The organism is Cellulosimicrobium sp. NPDC057862 (genome assembly GCF_042797035.1).
Taxonomy (GTDB): domain Bacteria; phylum Actinomycetota; class Actinomycetes; order Actinomycetales; family Cellulomonadaceae; genus Cellulosimicrobium.
Map to the genome: position 1 here is coordinate 36611 of NZ_JBHVMH010000012.1, position 18236 is coordinate 54846.

Below are 18236 nucleotides of genomic sequence, written 5' to 3' on the forward strand. Positions count from 1 at the left end.
CGGCCACACGCCACCGGCTCCCGGACGGATGGGGTGAAATCGGCGGATTCCTGCGGGATCCGTGGCCTGCTGGGGGACAATCTCCCACATGAGGGTCCTCCGCGTCTCGCACAGCGCCGTGGTCGACGCCTGGCGTGAGCGCGAGCGAGAGCTGCGCGCGCGGGGGGTCGACGTCCGGCTCCTCTCGGCGCGCGCGTGGGACGAGGGCGGCGCGACCGTCCGCCTCGTGCCCCGCCGCGGCGAGCCGGTGCGGGGCGTGCGGACGCTCGGGTCGCACCCGGCGCTCTTCCTCTACGACCCGCTCCCCCTGTGGCGCGCGCTCGGGCAGGAGTGGGACGTCCTGGACGTGCACGAGGAGCCGTTCGCGCTCGCGACGGCGGAGGTCCTCCTGCTGCGCCGGCTGCGCGCGCTCGTGTCGCGTCGCCCCGCGCCGCCGTACCTCCTCTACTCGGCGCAGAACCTCGACAAGCGCTACCCCTGGCCGTTCCGGTGGTTCGAGGCGCGCGCGCTGCGCGGCGCCGCGGCGGTGTCGGTCTGCAACGACGAGGCGGGCAGGATCGTGCGCGCCAAGGGCGCCCTGGGGCGCGTCGAGACGGTCCCGCTGGGCGTCGACCCGGCGGTCTTCGCGCCCGCGCCCGGCCATCCGTCCGACGACCCGTCGGACGAAGCGTCCGACGACGCGCGCCCGGGACCCGGCACGGCTCGCCTCCGCGTGGGGTACGCGGGGCGGCTCGCGCACCACAAGGGCGTCGACGTGCTCCTCGCGGCGGTCGCGGGCGACGACCGGCTCGACCTCGTCGTCGCGGGCGACGGCCCGGACCGCGCGGCGCTCGAGGAGGCGGCGCGCCCGCTCGGCGGCCGGGTCCGGTTCGTCGGCGCGCTCGGGGGCGACGACCTCGTCGCGTTCTACCGCTCCCTCGACGCCCTCGCCGTCCCGTCGCGCGAGACGCCTGGGTGGGTCGAGCAGTTCGGGCGGGTCGCGGTGGAGGCCATGGCGTGCGGCGTCCCCGTCGTGGCGAGCCGCACGGGCGCCCTGCCCGACGTCGTCGGCGGCGCGGGCCTGCTCGTGGACCCCGAGGACTCCGCTGCCCTGCGCGCCGCGCTCGCGCGCGTCCGCGACGAGGACGGCCTGGCAGACCGCCTGCGCGCCGCGGGCACCGCGCGCGCGGCGTCGTGCTCGTGGACCGAGGTCGCCCGCCGCTACGAAGAGCTCTACCGCACGGCGGTCGACGACGGTCCGGGCCCGGCGCGTGCGCGAGGGACGGGCGGCGCGTCCGTGGCCGTGCCGCCCGAGGTCGTCGTCGTCGCCTACGGCTCTCCCGCGATGGTGCGCGACGCGATCGCCCCGCTCGCCGGGAAGTACCCGATCACGGTCGTCGACAACTCGTCCCTCCCCGAGATCCGGGAGATCACCGAGCTCGCGGGCGGGCGCTACCTCGACCCGGGCCGCAACGGCGGGTTCGCCGCGGGGGTCAACCACGCGCTCGCCCACCGCCAGGCGCCCGGCGCCGACGTGCTGCTGCTCAACCCCGACGCCGTCGTGACGCCCGAGGACGTCCAGACCCTCCACCGCGCGCTGCACGCCGCCCCGGGGATCGCGAGCGTCGGGCCGGAGCAGGTCGACGACGACGGCGTCCGGGCGCGCGTGGTCTGGCCGTTCCCGTCCCCGGCGGCCACCTGGGTCGAGGCCGTCGGGCTCGGGCGGCTGCGCCGGGCCCCGGCGGACCGCTCGTTCGTCATCGGCTCGGTGCTGCTGCTCAACGCCGCGGCGGTGGAGGACGTGGGGGGCTTCGACGAGCGCTTCTTCCTCTACGCGGAGGAGACCGACTGGGCGTACCGCGCCGTGCGGTCCGGGTGGCGGCACGCCGTCGTGCCCGAGGCGCACGCCCTGCACCTCGGCGGCGCGACCAGCAGCGACCCGACCCGTCGGGAGACGCACTTCCACGCGTCGCAGGAGCGCTACCTGCGCAAGCACCACGGCCGCGCCGGCTGGGCGCTCGCGCGCGCCGGCGCCGTGGTCGGGGCGGCGGCCCGCTCCGTCGCGCTGCGGGGGGACGCGCGCGAGTCGGCGCGTCGGCGCCTCCGGCTCTACCTCGCGGGTCCCGTCCGCGCGGAGTCGGCGCTGTGACCCAGCGCGCGCCGCTCCTGCGCCGCCGGCCCGTGCTCTACCGCGCGCCGCGCGTCCCCGGCGCGATCGTCGCGCGCGGCCGGACCGTCGCCGCCTGGCTCATGGGCGGGACCGTCGTCGTCGCGCTCCTCGCACTGCTCGGCTTCGTCGTCCCCGAGCTCCAGATGGCCGCCGTCGGCGGCGCGCTCGTGGTGCTCGTCGTCGGGCTCACGGCGTACGAGCCGGTGGCCCTGCCGATCCTCGCCATGCCCGCGCTCGTGATCGTCCAGCGCGTCGGCGGCGGCGGGGTCGACCTCTCGCTGAGCGACTTCGCGCTCTTCGGCGCGTTCTGGTTCGCGCTCTTCTTCTCGCCACGACCGTTCTCCCGGCCGATGCGGGCCATGCTGTGGCTGTCGCTCGTGTACCAGGTCGCGACGCTCTTCACCGTGATCGTCAACCCGTTCAGCGCGAACGTCGTGGAGTGGTTCCACGCGTGGCACTCGGTGGCCGGGGCGCTCGTGCTCGGCTGGGCCGTCGGACGCTCCGGGCGCGCGCGGCTCGGGCTGACCCTCTTCCTCGTGCCCTGCCTCGCGATCGCCGCGCAGACGTGCGTCGTCGCGCTGCAGCAGCTCGCCGCGGGCATCACGGGCCCGGTCTACATCGACTCGCCGATCGCGATGCACAAGAACTTCATCGGGTGCGTGCTCGCGTTCGCGGCGCTCACCGCGTACGCGCGTCCGTGGTGGGTCGGCTGGCCGCGATGGTTCTCGCTCGGCGCGTTCTGGCTGTGCTCGCTCGGGGTGCTCGCGGCGCAGGCCCGCCAGGCCCTCATCGGGCTCGCGATCGGCATCATGCTCATCACGCTGCGGGGCGACCCCGACCGCAAGCGGTCCAAGCTCATCCTGCTCGCGGCCGTCCCGGCCATCTACTTCGTCGTGCTCGCCGTGCAGGAGCAGCTCGAGTCCGGCAACGAGTTCAACTCCGCCAACCAGCGCCTCACCTGGTACGCGGACTCGATCGACGTCTGGCAGCGCAGCCCGTGGGTCGGGATGGGGCTGCGCTGGTGGACGGCGGGCGTCACGGAGTTCGTCTTCCAGCCGCCCAACGTCGAGCTCGAGGTGCTGACGTCCGCCGGGATCGTCGGGCTCGTCGGCTTCCTCGTGCTGTTCCTCGGGGGCATGGTCGTGCTCTGGCGCATCAACCCGCGCTTCGGCACGCTCGCGTTCTCGATGCTCATGATGCGCTTCGTCCAGGGCCAGTTCGACCTGTTCTGGGTCTCCGTCCAGGTGACCGTCCCGTTCGTCATCGTCGGCGTGTGCCTCGGCGCGGAGGCGTACGCCGAGTCCCGGCAGAACCTGCGGGACGAGACCGGTCGAGAGCTCCCTCTCGACGAGCTGCGATCCGTCCGGGAGATGGCCGAACGATGACAGACCTGCGGATCCTGCAGATCGCGCCGGAGATCGCGCCCGGCAGCGGCGTGGGCGGTGTCGCGCACCACCTCGAGGAGGCGTTCGAGCGGGCGGGCGTCGAGACCGCGCGCTTCACGCTCGCCGACGCACGAGGGGCGTGGCTCCCCGAGCCGGGACCGGGCGTCCGGGGGCGGCTCGTGCTCCTCGCGCGGGTCGTGTGGTTCTCCACCGTGGGGACGGCCCTCGCGCGACGCCGCGTCGCCGGCGAGCGCCGGGCGCCCCGGGGCGCGGGCGACGCCGTCGTCTCGATCTGCCACAACGACGTCCTCGCGGGCGACGTGTACGTCAACCACGGCATCCTGCGGGTCGCGATGCGGGCGCGCGGCGGGTACGCGTGGCGCATGGCCCGCAACCCGCTGCACCTCTTCACGGCGGCCCGCGACGCGCTCCGGTACCGCGGCCGCTCCCACCGCGTGGTCGTCAACCTCACGCGGTCCGAGCGCGACGCGCTGCGCAGCACGTACCCGCGGCTGCGCGCGCGGGCGGTCGTGATCGGCAACGGCGTGGACATCACGCGCTTCGCGCCGCCCACGCCCACCGAGCGCGCCACCGCCCGTGCCGCGGCGGGCGTGCCCGAGGGCGCCGTCCACATCGTGTTCGTCGGGCACGAGTTCGACCGCAAGGGCCTCGACCTCGTGCTCGTCGCGGCCGCGGACCTGCCCGACGTCCACGTGAGCGTCGTCGGCGGCACACCCGACATGCTCGCCGACGTCCGGGCGCGGGTCGCCCGCCTCGGGACGGCCGACCGCGTGCACCTCGCCGGCCGCGTGCCTGATCCCCGGCCCTGGCTCCACGCGGCCGACGCCCTCGCCCTGCCCAGCGCCTACGAGGCGAACGCGCTCGTCGTCCTCGAGGCGCTCGCGTGCGGGGTCCCCGTCGTCGCGACGCCCGTGGGCTACGCGCCCGACGTGGTCGAGGACGGGGTCACCGGGTGGCTGGTGGACCGGACGGTCGAGGGCGTCCGTACCGGTCTCGCGGCCGTCGCCGCCCTGGACGACGACGCGCGCGGCGAGGTCTCGGCGCGGGCGCGGGCCACTGCCGAGCGGCACGACTGGGACGCCGTCGCACGTCGCTACCTCGAGCTCGCGGCGGCGATCGCCACCGCACGATCGGAGCACCGCCCGTGAGGATCCTCCACGCCGTCCGGTCCGACGGCTTCGCCGGCGTCGAGCGGCACGTGGCGCGGCTCGCGCGCGCGCAGTCGGCCGCGGGCCACGACGTCGCGGTCGTCGGCGGGGCTCCCGAGGGCATGCGCGCGACGGTGGACGACCCCACGGTGCCCCTCCTCCCGGCGACCTCGACCGGCGACGTCGTGCGGGCGCTGCGCCGGCACGCGGCGGCGGCGGACGTCGTCCACGTCCACATGACCGCGGCCGAGGTCGCCGCCGCCGTGGCGGCCCGCACGACGCGCGGGTTCCCGCCGGTCGTGTCGACGCGCCACTTCGCCCGACGGCGCGGCACCGGGGCCCGGGGACGGCTCGTCGCGGTCGTCGCCGCGACGTCGGTCCGGGCCCAGATCGCCATCAGCCGGTACGTCGCGGACCACGTGGAGGGCGACAGCGTCGTGGTGCACCCCGGCGTGGCGGACCGTCCCGACGGGCGCGCCGCCGCCGCGCGCGACGACGTCGTGCTGGTCGTCCAGCGGCTGGAGTCCGAGAAGCGCACGGACCTCGCGCTCGAGGCGTTCGCGGCGTCGGGGCTCGCCGGCCGCGGCTGGCGGCTCGAGGTCGCGGGCGACGGCGCGCAGCGGGCGGCGCTCGCGGACCTCTCCCGGTCGCTCGGCATCGACGGCGCCACGTCGTTCCTCGGGGCGCGCGACGACGTCGACGCCCTCCTCGGACGCGCGGGACTGCTCGTCGCACCGTGCCCCGTGGAAGGGCTGGGGCTGAGCGTCCTCGAGGCGATGGCGAGCGGCCTGCCGGTCGTCGCCTCCGCGGCGGGCGGGCACCGCGAGACGCTCGGCGGGATCGACCCGCTCACGCTCTACCCCCCGCTCGACCCGGGCGCCGCCGGCCGCGCCCTGGCCGCCCTCGCTGCCGACCCCGGTCGCCGCGACGCGTGCGCCGCCGCCGGCCGCGCCGCGCAGCGCGAGCGCTTCACGCCCGCGGCGCAGGTCGCCGGGACGGACGCCGTCTACCGCGCGGTGCTCGCGTGACGGCCGCCGCGGGCGCGGGTGACGTCGTCGTCCTGTCGCTCGAGCGCTGGGACGACGTGTGGCGCCGCAACCAGTACCTCGTCGCGGAGCTGTGCCGCGCCGACCCGACGGCGCGCGTGCTGTTCGTCGAGCCGGCGGCCGACCCGCTGCACCGGCTCAGCCGACGCGGCGTCCCCCGCCCCGGGCGGGGCCTGCGGGCCGCGCCCGACCTGGACGGGATCGCCCCGGGGCGCGTGCTCCTCCACGAGCCGACCAAGTGGCTCCCCCGCAGGGTCGACCCGCGTGTGGACGTCCGGCTCGCCCGGTCGGTCGAGCGCGCCGTGGCCCGCGCCGGGCTGCGCCGCCCCGTGCTGTGGGTCAACGACCCGTCCGGTGCCGCCGTCGTGCGGCGCACGGGCTGGCCCGCGCTCTACGACGTCACCGACGACTGGCTCGCCGCCGACCGCTCCCCCGCCGAGCACGCGCGCCTGGTCGAGGACGAGGCGACGCTGCTGGAGCGGTGCGCGGAGGTCACGGTGTGCTCCTCGGGCCTGGTCGCGCGCAAGGGGGCGATCCGCGACGTGACGCTCCTGACGAACGGCGTCGACCTGGAGCGCTACCGGCGCGGTTTCGCTCGGCCGGACGACCTCCCCGCCGGCCGGGTCGCGCTCTACGTCGGGACCGTGCACCCCGACCGGTTCGACGTCCCGCTGCTCCTCGCGACGGCCCGCGCGCTGGACGGGAGCGCCCGCGTGGTGCTCGTCGGCCCGGTGGTGGACCTCTCCGCCGCCGAGCACGCCGACCTCGCGCGCGCCGGGGTCGTGCTCCTCGGGCCGCGTCCCTGGACCGCGGTGCCGGCCTACCTGCGCCACGCCGACGTCCTGCTCGTCCCGCACGTCGTGGACGCGTTCACCGACAGCCTGGACCCCATCAAGCTCTACGAGTACCGGGCCGTCGAACGACCCGTGGTGTCGACGCCCGTGGCCGGGTTCCGGGACGAGCCCGGGGTGCGGGTCGCCGCCGGCGAGGACTTCCCGACGGCGGTGCTCGCCGCGCTCGGCGACGCGGCGCCCCCGCGGGCCGACCGGCTCGCCACCGACCCGCCCGACGTCCCGACCTGGCGCGGTCAGGCCGCGCTCATGCGCGCGGCGCTGGCCCGGACACGGACGTCCAGACGTCCGTGAGCACGCGCGCCGTGCGCTCGACCGGGAACCGGCGGAGCGCCGACGCCCGCGCCCGGAGCGCGCGCTCGCGGGCCGCGGCTGGGTCGCGCAGCACGTCCAGCAGGGCCGCCGCGAGCGCGTCGACGTCGCCGGGCGGCACGAGGAGCCCGAGCGGCGGGGGCCCGTCCTCGGGGTCGTCGAGGATCTCCTCGACGCCGCCCGCCCGCGTCGCGACGACCGGGACGCCGCGGACCATCGCCTCGACGACGACCTGCCCGAACGGCTCCGGCACGGGCGACGCGTGCACGCACGCGGCCGCGCCGTCGAGCTCCGCGCGCGGGTCGGCGACGAAGCCGACGAGGTTGACGTGGTCGTCGAGCGCGAGCCGGGTCACCTCGGCCCGGACCAGCGCCGCATAGTCCTCGGCGCCGAACGCCGGCTCCCCGACGACCCGCAGCCGCGCCGTCGGCACCACGTCCACGACCGTGCGCAGCGCGCGCACGACCTCGAGCTGGCCCTTGGTCGGGCTGATCCTCCCGACCATCACGACCAGGGGCTCGGGCACGTCCGCGCGCCCGGCGAGCGCCGCCTCGGCGCCCTCCGCCTGCTCGGGGGCGAAGCCCGGGTAGGCGACCGCCGTCACCCCGGGCAGTGTCTCCGCCGTCGCGCGCGAGTTCGCGACCACCGCCGCCGGGACGCGGCGGGCCAGCCCGCGCACGACCCGGACGAGCGGTCCGGGCAGGTAGTCGGCGGCGATGCGGTCGTGGACGTGCCACACGAGGGGCCGGCGGGCGAGCGCCGCGGGCACGATCCCCAGGAGGTCGGCCTTGAGCGACGTCGAGTGCACGACGTCGGGCCGCAGCGCCCGCACGCGCCGCGCGAGCCGCCAGAGGAAGGGGAGCGTGCGCAGGGCGCCCGTGACCGTCGACGCCGACAGCCGCCCGGCACGCTCGCGGTCGGTGGTCGCCACGGACGGCGCGAGCTGGACGACGTCGACCCGCACCCCGAGCTCCTCGAGGCGCGCGCGCAGGGGACCGTCGGTGAAGAGCAGCGCCCGCACGTCGACCTCGGGCCCGAGCGCCGCGCACGTGCGCACGAGCGCGAGCTCGGCGCCGCCGAGCTCCGCGGTGTGGTCGAGGACGAGGACCCGGAGCGGCGGACCGCCCGGATCGGTCACCACCGGAAGGGACGCTTGCGCTCGTCGTTCTCCGGCTCGTCACCGGTCTCGGCCGGGGCGGCCGGCTCGACCTTGCTCCAGGCCGGGGCGAGGACCGCGTTGCGCCTGCCCCCGCCCTGGGGCGTGGGCCGACCCTGCGCGGCCCCGGTGCCGGCGCTGACGTCGGCGCCGGTCGACGGACCCTGTGGCGAGGAGTCCGGACCGGTCGCGGGCTCGTCGCCCGCCCCGACGGGTGCCGCGGCACGCGCGGGCGCGTCCTCGACCGCGACCGCCGCGGCGGCGACGGACGCGCGGCGCGTCCCGACCGCCCGCTCGTCGCTCGACACGGGCGTCTCCGCACCAGCGGGCGTGCGGACACCGCCGGGCTCCGCGGGCTCGTCGGCACCCGGGCGCGGCCCCGACGAGGTGTCGGAGGACCGGCGCCCGGTCGCCTCGACCGGCACGGCCGACGCGTCCTCGTCTCCCGCGGCGTCGTCGGCCGGGCCCGGGCCGACGGCCTCGTCATCGCCGTACGTCGAGGCGTAGAGCATGCGTCGGTCGCCCGTGACGCCGGTCAGCGCGACCCCGAGGAGCGGGACGTTGCTCACACGCAGCCGTTCGGCTGCCTCCGCGAGCACCGCGCGGTCGGTCCGGCCCGCCGACGCGATGAGGACGACGCCGTTGGCGTAGCCGCCGAGGATCGTCGCGTCGGCGGCCGCGAGCACGGGGGGAGCATCGACGACGACGACCTCCGCGTGGTCGCGCAGGCTCCGGACGAGGCCTCGGGCCCGCTCCGTCGCGAGGAAGTCCGCCGGGTCCATCTCTTCCTCGGGGACGGGCATGACGCGGAGGTTGGGCACGCCGGTCGGGCGCAGCTCCTGCTCGAGCCCGTGCCAGTCGTCCGGCGCCGGGAGCATCCGGTCGAGCTGCGGACGACGCAGGTCGCCCGACATCGCCACCGTGCGCCGGCCGCTCAGCGCGAACGAGGCGGCGAGGTTCGCCGTGATGAAAGACCGGGGCGCCGACGGGTCGGCGGCCGTGACGACGACGACCGCGTGCTTCATGCCGGCGGTCGAGACCTGGACGGCGGTGCGCAGCTCGCGGATCGACTCCGTGAAGGGGGTCGCGACCTTGCTCGCGACCGGGAGCGCGTGCGTGTGCGCGAACTCCTTCTCCGCGGGGCGCGTCCCGTACAGCTCGGCCAGGACCGGGGTCTCGGTGAGCCGCGTGGACTCCGCCGCGCTGCGGACGCGGATGTCCAGACCGCGGCGCGCGAACGCGAGCCCGATCCCGGCGACCAGCCCGACGAGGGCCGCGAGGGCGAGGACCGTCGCCTGGGACAGGCCGAGCGCCTCGGCGCCGATCGCGGGCGTGACGACCTCGCCCGGGACGGCGATCCCGCGGAGCGAGTTGCTCTGCACGGTGAGCGCCGAGTAGTCGCCCACGATGATGTCCTGCTCCGCGAGCGCGAGGGGGTCGTCGCCGTCGACCGCGAGCCGTTGGCGCACGCCGCCGAGCTGCTCGGCGAGCGCCTGACGGCGCGCCTCGAGCTCCGCGACCTGCGCCCCCTGGATGGTGACGAGCTGCGCGGCGTACGCGTCCGCGAACGCGTTGGCGACCTCCACGGACCACGCCTCGTCCGGCGTGGTCGCCTTCACGGCGACCGTCTTGCTCTCGCCGTCCACGTCCGCCGTCACCAGGTCGGCCAGCTCGTCGGCGGCAGCCGGGTCGCCGAGCGCCGTCGCGGCGGCCTCCGCGACCTCGGGCGACGTGACGTCGTCCGCGTCCGTCATGACGGTCACCTCGACCAGCGACTCCCCGCCCTGCGCGCTCTGCACGCCGTAGAGCTGGACCGTCGCGGTCGCGCGGTACATCGTCTCCTGGCGGTCGAGGTAGAACAGCGCCCCCGCCACGACGACCAGCACGGCCGCGAGGACGTAGTACTTGCCCGCCCAGACGGTGCGGACGAACTCCCTGATCGTCATCGCCGTGCTCTCCCCCCACCGGGTCGTGCCGCGCTCGCGGTGCGGTCCTGCTGCTGCTCGGCCACGACGACCTGCAGCCGCTCGACGAACCGGTCGCGGCCGAAGGTCGCGACGTGCGCCGTCACGGCGTCATCATCCCACGTGCGCGCCACGGCGGCCTCGACGGCGTCCGCGACGAGCTCCGGGCGCGGCGCGTCGAAGAACACCCCGTTGACGCCCTCCACGACGGTGTCCAGGTAGCCGCCGTCACGCAGCACGACGCTCGGCCGGCCGAAGGCCCCCGCCTCGAGCGGCGACAACCCGTAGTCCTCGTACGACGCGGCCACGAGCGCGGTCGCGTTCCGGTACACCCAGCGCAGCGTGGCGTCGCCGACCCGGCCGAGCAGGTGCACCCGCCCACCACCGCGTGCGGCCTGCGCGTCGAGCCGCGCCCGGTCGGGGCCGTCGCCGACGACCACGAGCTCGCGGCCGGTCGCCTGCGCAGCCGCGACGACGACGTCGACGTTCTTGTACGGCAGTAGGCGCGCCACGCACAGGAGGAACCCGGGCTCGACGCCGGGCACGGCGCGCTCCTCGCCGTCAGGCAGCATCGCGGGCGGCGGTGCGAGCACCTCGGCCTCGATGCCGTACGCATCACGGATCGCGCGCTGCGTCACGGTCGAGTTCGCGAGGTAGACGTCCGCGCGCCGGGCGGCGGCGCCGTCCCACCGGCGCAGCCCCGGGGACAGGAGGCCGAGCGCGGTGGCCGCGGCGCGCCGTCGGGCGCGGTGCGCGGCGGAGCCGTCCGCCGGCCCCAGGTACCGGTCGCGCTGGTACAGCCACCGGGCCGGGGCGTGGCAGTAGACGACCGTGCGTCCGGCCCCGCGGTACCCGTGCGCCCAGCCGGTGGAGGACGCGAGCAGGACGTCCGCCTCGACGCGCTGCCGGTCGACGGCGGGCGCGAGGAAGGGGAGCGCGACCCGGTGGTGCCGGCGCAGCAGGGCGGCCCGGTCGAGGGCGGAGGTGCGCAGGTCGAGGGAGCCGAACTCCGGGAACGTGCCGGCCGGGTCGTGCAGCGTCGTGTACATCGGCGAGCCGGGGAACGCGTCGGCGAGCAGCAGCGCGACCCGCTCCGCGCCGCCACGCTGGGTCGCGTAGTCGTGCGCGAGCGCGACACCGTGGGTCATCGGTCCTCCCTCGCGAACGCAGAGAACCAGCCTAGGTCGGAGGGACCCCCCGCGAGGGGGGACGAAGGGACCTCACCCGGGTGAAAACGGGCGTCCTGACGCGCTCGGGGCGGTGCTACGCCTTCGTGTGGTACTTCCCCTGGGCGGCGAGCAGACCGTCCGTGAGCAGGAGCTCGACGGCGTCCGCGGCGTCGTCGAGCAGGAACGGGAGCTCCTTCGCCTCGGGGCCCTTGAAGTCCTTGAGCACGAAGTCGGCGGTGTCCTGGCGGCCGGGCGGGCGCCCGACGCCGCCGCGCACGCGCACGTAGTCCTTGGTGCCGAGGGCCTTCGTGATGTCGCGCAGGCCGTTGTGGCCGCCTTCGCCACCGCCGACCTTCAGCTTCACGGCACCGAACGGGATGTCGACCTCGTCGTGGACCACGACGACGTGGTCCGGGTCGATCCCGTAGTACTTCGCGAGCCCGGACACCGGGCCCCCGGAGACGTTCATGTACGTCGTCGGCTTGGCCAGGACGACACGCGGCCCGGGCCGCCCGCCGGGCAGCATCCCGATGCGGGCCTCGGCGACGGCGGCCTGCGCCCGCGGGTGGCGCGCGAACCGGGCGGCGGCCCGCCCCGCGAGGACGTCGAGGACCATGTGGCCCAGGTTGTGGCGGTTGCCCGCGTACGTCGGCCCGGGGTTGCCGAGCCCGACGACGAGCCACGGCTGGTCGGTCATGTCGTCTCTCGTCCTTCGTCCGGGTCCCGCGTCGGGCGGCACGGTGGTCGTACGGGTGGGGTGCAGGTCGGTGCAGGTCGGTGCAGGTCGGTGCAGGTCGGTGCAGGTCGGTGCAGGTCGGTGCAGGGAGGTGCGGGCGCACGGACGCCCGGCACCGTCACGGTACCGGGCGTCCGACGCGGGTCGTCGTGGCGTCAGCCGACGACGGGGAGGATCACTCCGCGGCGGCCTCGGCGGGGGCCTCCTCGGCGGCCTCGGCCGCCTCGTCCTCGGTGGCCTCGGCCTGCGGCTCGGTGACCGACACGACGAGGAGCTCGGCGTCGGCGGTGAGGGTGGCGCCCTTCGGGAGCACCACGTCGCCGGCGAGGATCTGCGAGCCGGCCTCGAGGCCCTCGATGGAGACCTCGATCGACTCGGGCAGGTGCGTCGCCTCGGCCTCGACCGCGAGGGTCTGCAGGTCGACGAGGTGGATGGTGCCGGGGGCGGACTCGCCGGTCACGACGACGGGGACGTCGACGGCGACCTTCTCGCCCTTCTTCACGATGAGCAGGTCGACGTGCTCGATGACGTTGCGGACCGGCTCGCGCTGGACGTCCTTGGTGATGGCGAGCTGGGCCTTGCCGTCGAGCTCGATCGAGAACAGCGCGTTCGAGTGCTTGAGCGCCATCATCGTCTCGTGACCCGGCAGGGTCACGTGCAGCGGGTCGCTGCCGTGGCCGTAGAGGACCGCGGGAATCTTGCCGGCGCGGCGGACGCGGCGGGCGGCACCCTTGCCGAACTCGGTGCGGGCCTCGGCGACGAGCTTGATCTCGGACACGTGGATCACTCCTGGAAGAACGTTGCGGGCCGGCCACCAGTGGGGAGCGGTCGGCTGTCCGGACGGTTGAGAGGGCCACCCGGACGGGCGGCTGCGTCGGCGCGGGACGTATGACGGGCGCGCAGGAGGACGACCGCCCAGTCGATAACGGAGATCCAACAGGTCTGGCTGACACTCGCGGTCCCGCGCCGCCGGTGTGCTCACCGGTCCAGCGCTGCCGGCCGTCAGACGTCCCTCGCCGAGGCAACCTGACTACTGTACCCGGGCGCGACGGTGGGACGAAACCCGCGCCGTCCTTCCGGCGCGGACCAGGAGGTCAGCTCGTCGCCGCTGCGGTCGCCGCGACCGTGGCGCCGACGAGGATGACCGCGGTGACCTCCTCCACGTACGCGCGCACCGCCTCGCTGGCCCAGCTCTGCTGCGCGATCTCCTTCGCGCGCGCGTCGACGGCGCGGCGGCGCGACCCGGACAGGTCGGCTCCGCCGTCGACGACGGCCGGAGCGCCACGGCCGTCGCCCGCGGCCAGCACGCGGCCCGCCTGCCCGGTCGCGGCGAGGATGGCGACCAGGGCGGCGGTGCGCTGGTCCGGCGCACCGCCGTCGACCAGGACGCGCCACAGGTCGGCGCGCACGCCGTCCTCGTGCCGGGTGTCGGCGGCCGGCCAGCGCGTGGTCGGGAAGATCCCCAGCACGCGCCCGTCCTCGCGGCGCAGGACGCCGCGCTCGGCGAGCGACCCGATCGCGCGCGAGGCCGGCTTGAGCTTCGCGAGGGGCGCCACGAGCGCCTTCGGCTTCGACCCCTCGCGCGACCGCACGACGGTCAGCGCCTCGTCGAGCAGCACGTTGCCGGTCGGGGACGGGTCCCGCACGACGATCCGGTCGACGCGCCCGCCGTCGCCGTCGCCCGCGAGGTCGGCGCGGCCCAGGAGCGCCAGCTCGACGAGGAGCGCCCCCGCGGCGACCTGCTCCCGGTACGAGGCGTCGACGACGGCCTTCCCGGTCACGTCGTCGAGCGTGAGCAGCAGGTAGTCCTCGAGGATGAGCATGGTGCTCACGCTACGGCGCGCCGGGGCCCGGAACACCTGCCTTTTGTCACGGCCCGGGCGTGCGCCGTGCACGGTCGCGCGTCGAGGGTGTCAGTCCGCGAGCTCCCAGCGCACGGTCACGGTCGCGCGGACCTCCTGCGTGCCGGGCTCCATGACGAGCGCGTCGCTCGCGGCCTTGGCGGCCATGAGGCGCGGCATCGGGCCGGGCCCGCCCGCGTCCTCGCGGACCTCGACGACCGGGCCGAGCGAGCGGCCGGCGAGCCGGGCGTACTGCTCGGCGCGCGAGCGCGCGTCGGCGAACGCGGCGTCGCGCGCCGCGACGGCGAGCGGTCCCGGGTCGCCGACGGCGAGACTCGTCGAGTCCAGCCGCGCGACGGGCCCGGCGGCGTCGAGAGCGGCGCGGACGACGTCCCCGCACGCCGCGACGTCGCGCACGGTCGCGCGCAGCGTGAGCCGCGCCGTCGTGCGTGGGCCGTCGTCGCGCTGCTCGGTCCACGTCGACGTCTGGGACGTGCGCACGTCCGCGGGGTCGACGCCCGCCGCGACGAGCGCGTCACGCGCCGCGGCGAGCCCCGCGTTCGCCCGGTCGAGGGCCTCCTGGACGCCGGGCGCGCTCGACTCCGCGCCCAGCTCGACGACGGCGACGTCCGGCGTCGCCGTCACCGCGCCCTGTCCGGTGGTCGTCACTCCCGAGCCGCCCACGGCCCCTCCCGTCAGCTGTTGCCGTCGAAGAGCGAGGTGACCGACCCGTCGTCGAACACCTCGCGGATGGCGCGCGCGACGAGCGGCGCGATGGAGAGCACGGTGAGCTGCGGGAACTGCTTCTCCGCGGCGATCGGGAGCGTGTCGGTGATGACGACCTCGCTCGCCCCGCACTCGGACAGGCGCTGCGCCGCCGGGTCGGACAGCACGCCGTGCGTCGCGGCCACGATGACCGACCGCGCACCCGCGGCGAGGATGACGCGCACCGCCTCGGCGATCGTGCCGCCGGTGTCGATGAGGTCGTCCACGAGCACGCAGTCGCGGCCCTCGACGTCGCCGACGACGCGGTTGGCGACGGCCTGGTTCGGGCGCGTGACGTCGCGCGTCTTGTGCACGAACGCGAGCGGCCCGCCCCCGAGCTTCGCCGCCCACTGCTCGGCGACGCGGATGCGGCCCGCGTCGGGCGAGACGACCGTGACGTTCGACGTGTCGACGCGCGAGCGCACGTAGTCCGTGAGGATCGGCATCGCCCACAGGTGGTCGACCGGCCCGTCGAAGAAGCCCTGCGTCTGCGCGGCGTGCAGGTCGACGCTCATGAGGCGGTCGGCGCCCGCCGCGGTGAACAGGTCGGACATGAGGCGGGCCGAGATCGGCTCGCGACCGCGGTGCTTCTTGTCCTGGCGCGCGTAGCCGTAGAAGGGCTGGACGACCGTGATGGTGCGGGCCGAGGCGCGCTTGGCCGCGTCGACCATGAGCAGCTGCTCCATGATCCACTGGTTGATCGGCGCGGTGTGGCTCTGGAGGATGAAGACGTCGGCGCCGCGCACCGACTCGCCGAACCGGACGTAGATCTCGCCGTTCGCGAAGTCGTACGCGGTCGTGGGCAGCAGGTCGATGCCCAGCTCCCGCGCGACGTCGTTGGCCAGCTCGGGGTGCGCGCGCCCCGAGGCGAGGACGAGGGACTTCTCCCCGTTTCCGGCGATCGTGCTGCTCATACCAGTGGTTCCTTCGGTGGTGTTTCCGGGTGCGGGGTGGGTCTGAGGAGGTCTCTGCCGGACGCGGTCAGTCTGCCGTGGTCGCGGGGCGACCGCCACGCAGCGCCTCGAGCGTGTGCTCGAGCTCGGGTCCGGGCGGCGGCGGGGTCGGGCGTTCGGCGGTCGCTGCGGCGCTCTGGTCCGCGAGCTGCGCCTGCGCCTGCGCGCCGAGCGGCGGCGCGTCGGGGCCGCCCGCGCGCGCGGCGCCCGCGGCGTCGGCCGCGGCTGTGCCCGGGCGACGACGCTCGACCCAGCCCTCGATGTTGCGCTGCTGCCCGCCGCTCACGCCGAGCGCGCCCGCCGGCACGTCGCGGCGGATGACGGAGCCGGCCGCGGTGTAGGCGCCGTCGCCGACGCTCACGGGGGCGACGAACATGTTGTCCGCGCCCGTGCGGGCGTGCGAGCCGATCACCGTGCGGTGCTTGTGGACGCCGTCGTAGTTGACGGTGACCGACGCGGCGCCGATGTTGGTGTGCTCGCCGATCGTCGCGTCGCCCACGTAGGACAGGTGCGGGATCTTGGAACCCTCGCCGATCTCCGCGTTCTTCGTCTCGACGAACGTGCCGATCTTGCCCTTCGCCCCCAGCACGGTGCCCGGGCGCAGGTAGGCGAACGGCCCGACGGACGTCCCCGCGCCCAGCACCGCGAGGCTGCCGTGCGTGCGGGTCACCGTCGCACCGGCGCCGACCTCGGTGTCCGTGAGCGTCGTGTCCGGGCCGATCGTCGCGCCCTCGGCGACGACGGTCGCGCCGTGGAGCTGCGTGCCCGGGAGCAGGGTGACGTCGCGCGCGAGCTCCACGTCGACGTCCACCCACGTCGTCGCCGGGTCGACGACCGTCACGCCCTCGCGCATCCAGTCCTCGAGGATCCGGCGGTTGAGCTCGGCACGCAGAGTCGCGAGCTGCACGCGGTCGTTCACGCCCTCGACGATCGTCGGGTCCGCCGAGACGAGCGCCCGGACGGTGCCGCCCTCGGCCCGCGCCGCCGCGACGACGTCCGTCAGGTAGACCTCGCCCTGCGCGTTGTCGCGACCGAGCGTGCCCAGACCGCGGCGCAGGACCGCGGCGTCGAACACGTAGATCGACGCGTTGATCTCACGGATCGCGCGCTCGTCCGCCGACGCGTCCTTGTGCTCGACGATCCGCTGCACGTCACCCGAGCCGTCGCGCACGACGCGCCCGTAGCCCGTCGCGTCCTCGAGCTCCGTCGTCAGCATCGTCACCGCGTTGCCGTCCGCGACGTGCGCGGCGAGGAGCTGGGCGAGCGTGCCGCCGTCGAGCAGGGGGGTGTCGCCCGCGGTGACGACCACGGGGCCCTCCAGCCCGTCGCCCAGGCCGCGCCCCTCCTCGCCGTCGGGCACGCCGTGGACGAGCGCCTGCGCGTGGGCCTTCGCGTCGAGCGCGGCGAGCGCGCACTGCACGGCGCGGCCCGTCCCGGGGATCTCGTCCTGGTCCACGACGACGGCGTCCGGGTCGACCGACACGGCGTGCTCGGCGACGCGGTCGCGCTCGTGCCGCACGACGACGGCGAGCAGCGCCGGGTCGAGCGAGCGCGCGGCGACGAGCACGTGCCCGAGCAGGCTGCGTCCCGCGAGCGGGTGCAGCATCTTGGGGGTGGACGACTTCATCCGCGTGCCCTCGCCGGCGGCGAGGACGATCACGGCAGCGGGGGCGACGGTCGAGTCGGTTCCCTGCTGAGCTTCCATGGGCGTTCCCCTCGGGATCGGTGGCACGAGCTCCGCCCCCAGGACTCGAACCTGGACCAAGGGCACCAAAAACCCTTGTGCTGCCGATTACACCAAGGCGGATCGGACCCGGCGACGCTCGCGCCCGGTGCGTTCCCGGGCCACGGCGGGCGGGGTGGGTCCGGGAACAGTCTGCCAGGTCGGTCCCCGTGCCCGACGCCGGTCGCGCCCGTCTCGTCCCATCCGCACCCTGGTCCTCGGGTGGCCCGCGCCACACCCGTGCGCGAGCGCACGCGGGGCGCAGCAGCGGGTGCACGGCATGATGGACCCCGTGGCCGAGTCCAGACGCACCCCCCGATCCCGCATGACCGCGAGCCAGCGGCGCGAGCAGCTGCTCGCGGTGAGCCGCGGCCTGTTCGCCGAGAAGGGGTTCGAGGGGACGAGCGTCGAGGAGATCGCCGCACGCGCCGAGGTGTCCAAGCCTGTCGTGTACGAGCACTTTGGTGGTAAGGAGGGCATCTACGCCGTCGTCGTGGACCGCGAGGTCCAGGCGCTCACGGCGGCGCTCTCCGGCGCGCTCGACGAGGGCGGCCACCCCAAGGTCCTCCTCGAGCGCACCGCGCTCGCGCTCCTGTCCTACATCGAGGCGTCCGAGGACGGTTTCCGCATCCTCGTGCGCGACTCCCCCGTCGCTCAGGCCACCGGCACGTTCTCCAGCCTCATCGGCGACGTCGCGACCCAGGTCGAGCACCTCCTGGCGAACCAGTTCCGCACGCGCGGCCTCGACCCGAAGGTCGCGCCCATCTACGCGCAGATGCTCGTCGGCATGGTCGCGCTCACCGGGCAGTATTGGCTCGACGCGCGCTCGCCCAAGAAGACCGAGGTCGCCGCGCACCTCGTCAACCTCGCGTGGAACGGCCTCGCGGACATGGAGAAGCGCCCGCACCTCATCACGACGCCCAGGTCGTGACGGCGTCCTGACGCGTCCGTCCACCGGTCGCCCCGGGAAACTTCTCAGAATCCGCGTCATGGGGCCCGGGCGAACCCGTCTCTCCT

15 protein-coding genes and 1 tRNA gene are annotated in these 18236 nt (G+C 75.7%); 6 read left to right on the forward strand and 10 right to left on the reverse strand.

Annotated features, from left to right (window positions below):
* Nucleotides 1–88: 88 nt before the first annotated feature.
* Genes ACFVN3_RS14815 through ACFVN3_RS14835 form a run of 5 tightly spaced genes read left to right on the forward strand, consistent with a single transcriptional unit; the run spans nucleotide 89 to nucleotide 6894 of the window.
* Entirely contained in the window at nucleotides 89–2128 is a 2040-nt protein-coding gene (locus tag ACFVN3_RS14815) for a glycosyltransferase (RefSeq protein ID WP_378233667.1), read from the forward strand.
* Entirely contained in the window at nucleotides 2125–3534 is a 1410-nt protein-coding gene (locus ACFVN3_RS14820) for an O-antigen ligase family protein (RefSeq protein ID WP_378233668.1), read from the forward strand. The genes ACFVN3_RS14815 and ACFVN3_RS14820 overlap by 4 nt, the downstream gene beginning before the upstream one ends.
* A complete protein-coding gene (locus ACFVN3_RS14825) occupies nucleotides 3531–4703 on the forward strand; it encodes a glycosyltransferase family 4 protein (RefSeq protein WP_378233669.1) in 1173 nt (390 codons plus the stop codon). Before ACFVN3_RS14820 ends, ACFVN3_RS14825 begins: the two co-directional genes overlap by 4 nt.
* Nucleotides 4700–5731, forward strand: coding sequence for a glycosyltransferase family 4 protein (locus tag ACFVN3_RS14830; protein WP_378233670.1), 1032 nt, complete (start codon nucleotides 4700–4702; stop codon nucleotides 5729–5731). Before ACFVN3_RS14825 ends, ACFVN3_RS14830 begins: the two co-directional genes overlap by 4 nt.
* Nucleotides 5728–6894, forward strand: coding sequence for a glycosyltransferase (locus tag ACFVN3_RS14835; RefSeq protein ID WP_378233671.1), 1167 nt, complete (start codon nucleotides 5728–5730; stop codon nucleotides 6892–6894). Before ACFVN3_RS14830 ends, ACFVN3_RS14835 begins: the two co-directional genes overlap by 4 nt.
* Here the strand turns inward: ACFVN3_RS14835 and ACFVN3_RS14840 are convergent.
* From ACFVN3_RS14840 to ACFVN3_RS14885, 10 genes are all read right to left on the reverse strand, one after another.
* Complete coding sequence (locus ACFVN3_RS14840; RefSeq protein WP_378233672.1) at nucleotides 6848–8050, reverse strand: glycosyltransferase; 1203 nt, start codon at nucleotides 8048–8050, stop codon at nucleotides 6848–6850. The two genes, ACFVN3_RS14835 and ACFVN3_RS14840, sit on opposite strands and share 47 nt — an antisense overlap.
* Entirely contained in the window at nucleotides 8047–10014 is a 1968-nt protein-coding gene (locus ACFVN3_RS14845) for a hypothetical protein (RefSeq protein ID WP_378233673.1), read from the reverse strand. The genes ACFVN3_RS14840 and ACFVN3_RS14845 overlap by 4 nt, the downstream gene beginning before the upstream one ends.
* On the reverse strand, nucleotides 10011–11180 hold the full coding sequence (locus ACFVN3_RS14850; protein WP_378233674.1) for a glycosyltransferase: 1170 nt from the start codon (nucleotides 11178–11180) through the stop codon (nucleotides 10011–10013). The genes ACFVN3_RS14845 and ACFVN3_RS14850 overlap by 4 nt, the downstream gene beginning before the upstream one ends.
* Nucleotides 11181–11295: 115 nt before the next feature.
* Entirely contained in the window at nucleotides 11296–11898 is a 603-nt protein-coding gene (gene pth, locus ACFVN3_RS14855; RefSeq protein WP_378233675.1) for an aminoacyl-tRNA hydrolase, read from the reverse strand.
* A 214-nt stretch (nucleotides 11899–12112) separates the two neighbouring features.
* Nucleotides 12113–12715, reverse strand: a complete 603-nt coding sequence (locus tag ACFVN3_RS14860; RefSeq protein ID WP_378233676.1) for a 50S ribosomal protein L25/general stress protein Ctc — start codon at nucleotides 12713–12715, stop codon at nucleotides 12113–12115.
* Nucleotides 12716–13031: 316 nt separating this feature from the next.
* Nucleotides 13032–13760 carry a GPP34 family phosphoprotein gene (locus ACFVN3_RS14865; RefSeq protein WP_378233677.1) on the reverse strand — a complete coding sequence of 243 codons (729 nt, stop codon included), beginning with the start codon at nucleotides 13758–13760 and terminating at the stop codon, nucleotides 13032–13034.
* 90 nt (nucleotides 13761–13850) lie between these two features.
* Nucleotides 13851–14447 carry an SIMPL domain-containing protein gene (locus tag ACFVN3_RS14870; RefSeq protein WP_378233678.1) on the reverse strand — a complete coding sequence of 199 codons (597 nt, stop codon included), beginning with the start codon at nucleotides 14445–14447 and terminating at the stop codon, nucleotides 13851–13853.
* 26 nt (nucleotides 14448–14473) lie between these two features.
* Nucleotides 14474–15457, reverse strand: a complete 984-nt coding sequence (locus ACFVN3_RS14875; protein ID WP_053370151.1) for a ribose-phosphate diphosphokinase — start codon at nucleotides 15455–15457, stop codon at nucleotides 14474–14476.
* 67 nt (nucleotides 15458–15524) lie between these two features.
* Nucleotides 15525–17201: a bifunctional UDP-N-acetylglucosamine diphosphorylase/glucosamine-1-phosphate N-acetyltransferase GlmU gene (gene glmU, locus ACFVN3_RS14880; RefSeq protein ID WP_378233679.1), complete on the reverse strand. Its 1677-nt coding sequence runs from the start codon at nucleotides 17199–17201 to the stop codon at nucleotides 15525–15527.
* Nucleotides 17202–17231: 30 nt separating this feature from the next.
* Nucleotides 17232–17303: transfer RNA gene (locus ACFVN3_RS14885), tRNA-Gln, on the reverse strand.
* A 241-nt stretch (nucleotides 17304–17544) separates the two neighbouring features.
* On the opposite strand from ACFVN3_RS14885, the gene ACFVN3_RS14890 reads away from it, so the two are divergent.
* Nucleotides 17545–18150, forward strand: coding sequence for a TetR/AcrR family transcriptional regulator (locus tag ACFVN3_RS14890; RefSeq protein WP_378233681.1), 606 nt, complete (start codon nucleotides 17545–17547; stop codon nucleotides 18148–18150).
* Nucleotides 18151–18236 lie beyond the last annotated feature (86 nt).

Excerpts from the sequence above, each read along its gene's own strand:
- ACFVN3_RS14815 (WP_378233667.1), top strand. The coding sequence starts at position 89 with ATGAGGGTCCTCCGCGTCTCGCACAGCGCCGTGGTCGACGCCTGGCGT.
- ACFVN3_RS14825 (WP_378233669.1), top strand. The coding sequence starts at position 3,531 with ATGACAGACCTGCGGATCCTGCAGATCGCGCCGGAGATCGCGCCCGGC.
- ACFVN3_RS14845 (WP_378233673.1), bottom strand. The coding sequence starts at position 10,014 with ATGACGATCAGGGAGTTCGTCCGCACCGTCTGGGCGGGCAAGTACTAC.
- ACFVN3_RS14850 (WP_378233674.1), bottom strand. The coding sequence starts at position 11,180 with ATGACCCACGGTGTCGCGCTCGCGCACGACTACGCGACCCAGCGTGGC.
- pth (WP_378233675.1), bottom strand. The coding sequence starts at position 11,898 with ATGACCGACCAGCCGTGGCTCGTCGTCGGGCTCGGCAACCCCGGGCCG.
- ACFVN3_RS14865 (WP_378233677.1), bottom strand. The coding sequence starts at position 13,760 with ATGCTCATCCTCGAGGACTACCTGCTGCTCACGCTCGACGACGTGACC.
- ACFVN3_RS14875 (WP_053370151.1), bottom strand. The coding sequence starts at position 15,457 with ATGAGCAGCACGATCGCCGGAAACGGGGAGAAGTCCCTCGTCCTCGCC.
- glmU (WP_378233679.1), bottom strand. The coding sequence starts at position 17,201 with ATGGAAGCTCAGCAGGGAACCGACTCGACCGTCGCCCCCGCTGCCGTG.
- ACFVN3_RS14890 (WP_378233681.1), top strand. The coding sequence starts at position 17,545 with ATGACCGCGAGCCAGCGGCGCGAGCAGCTGCTCGCGGTGAGCCGCGGC.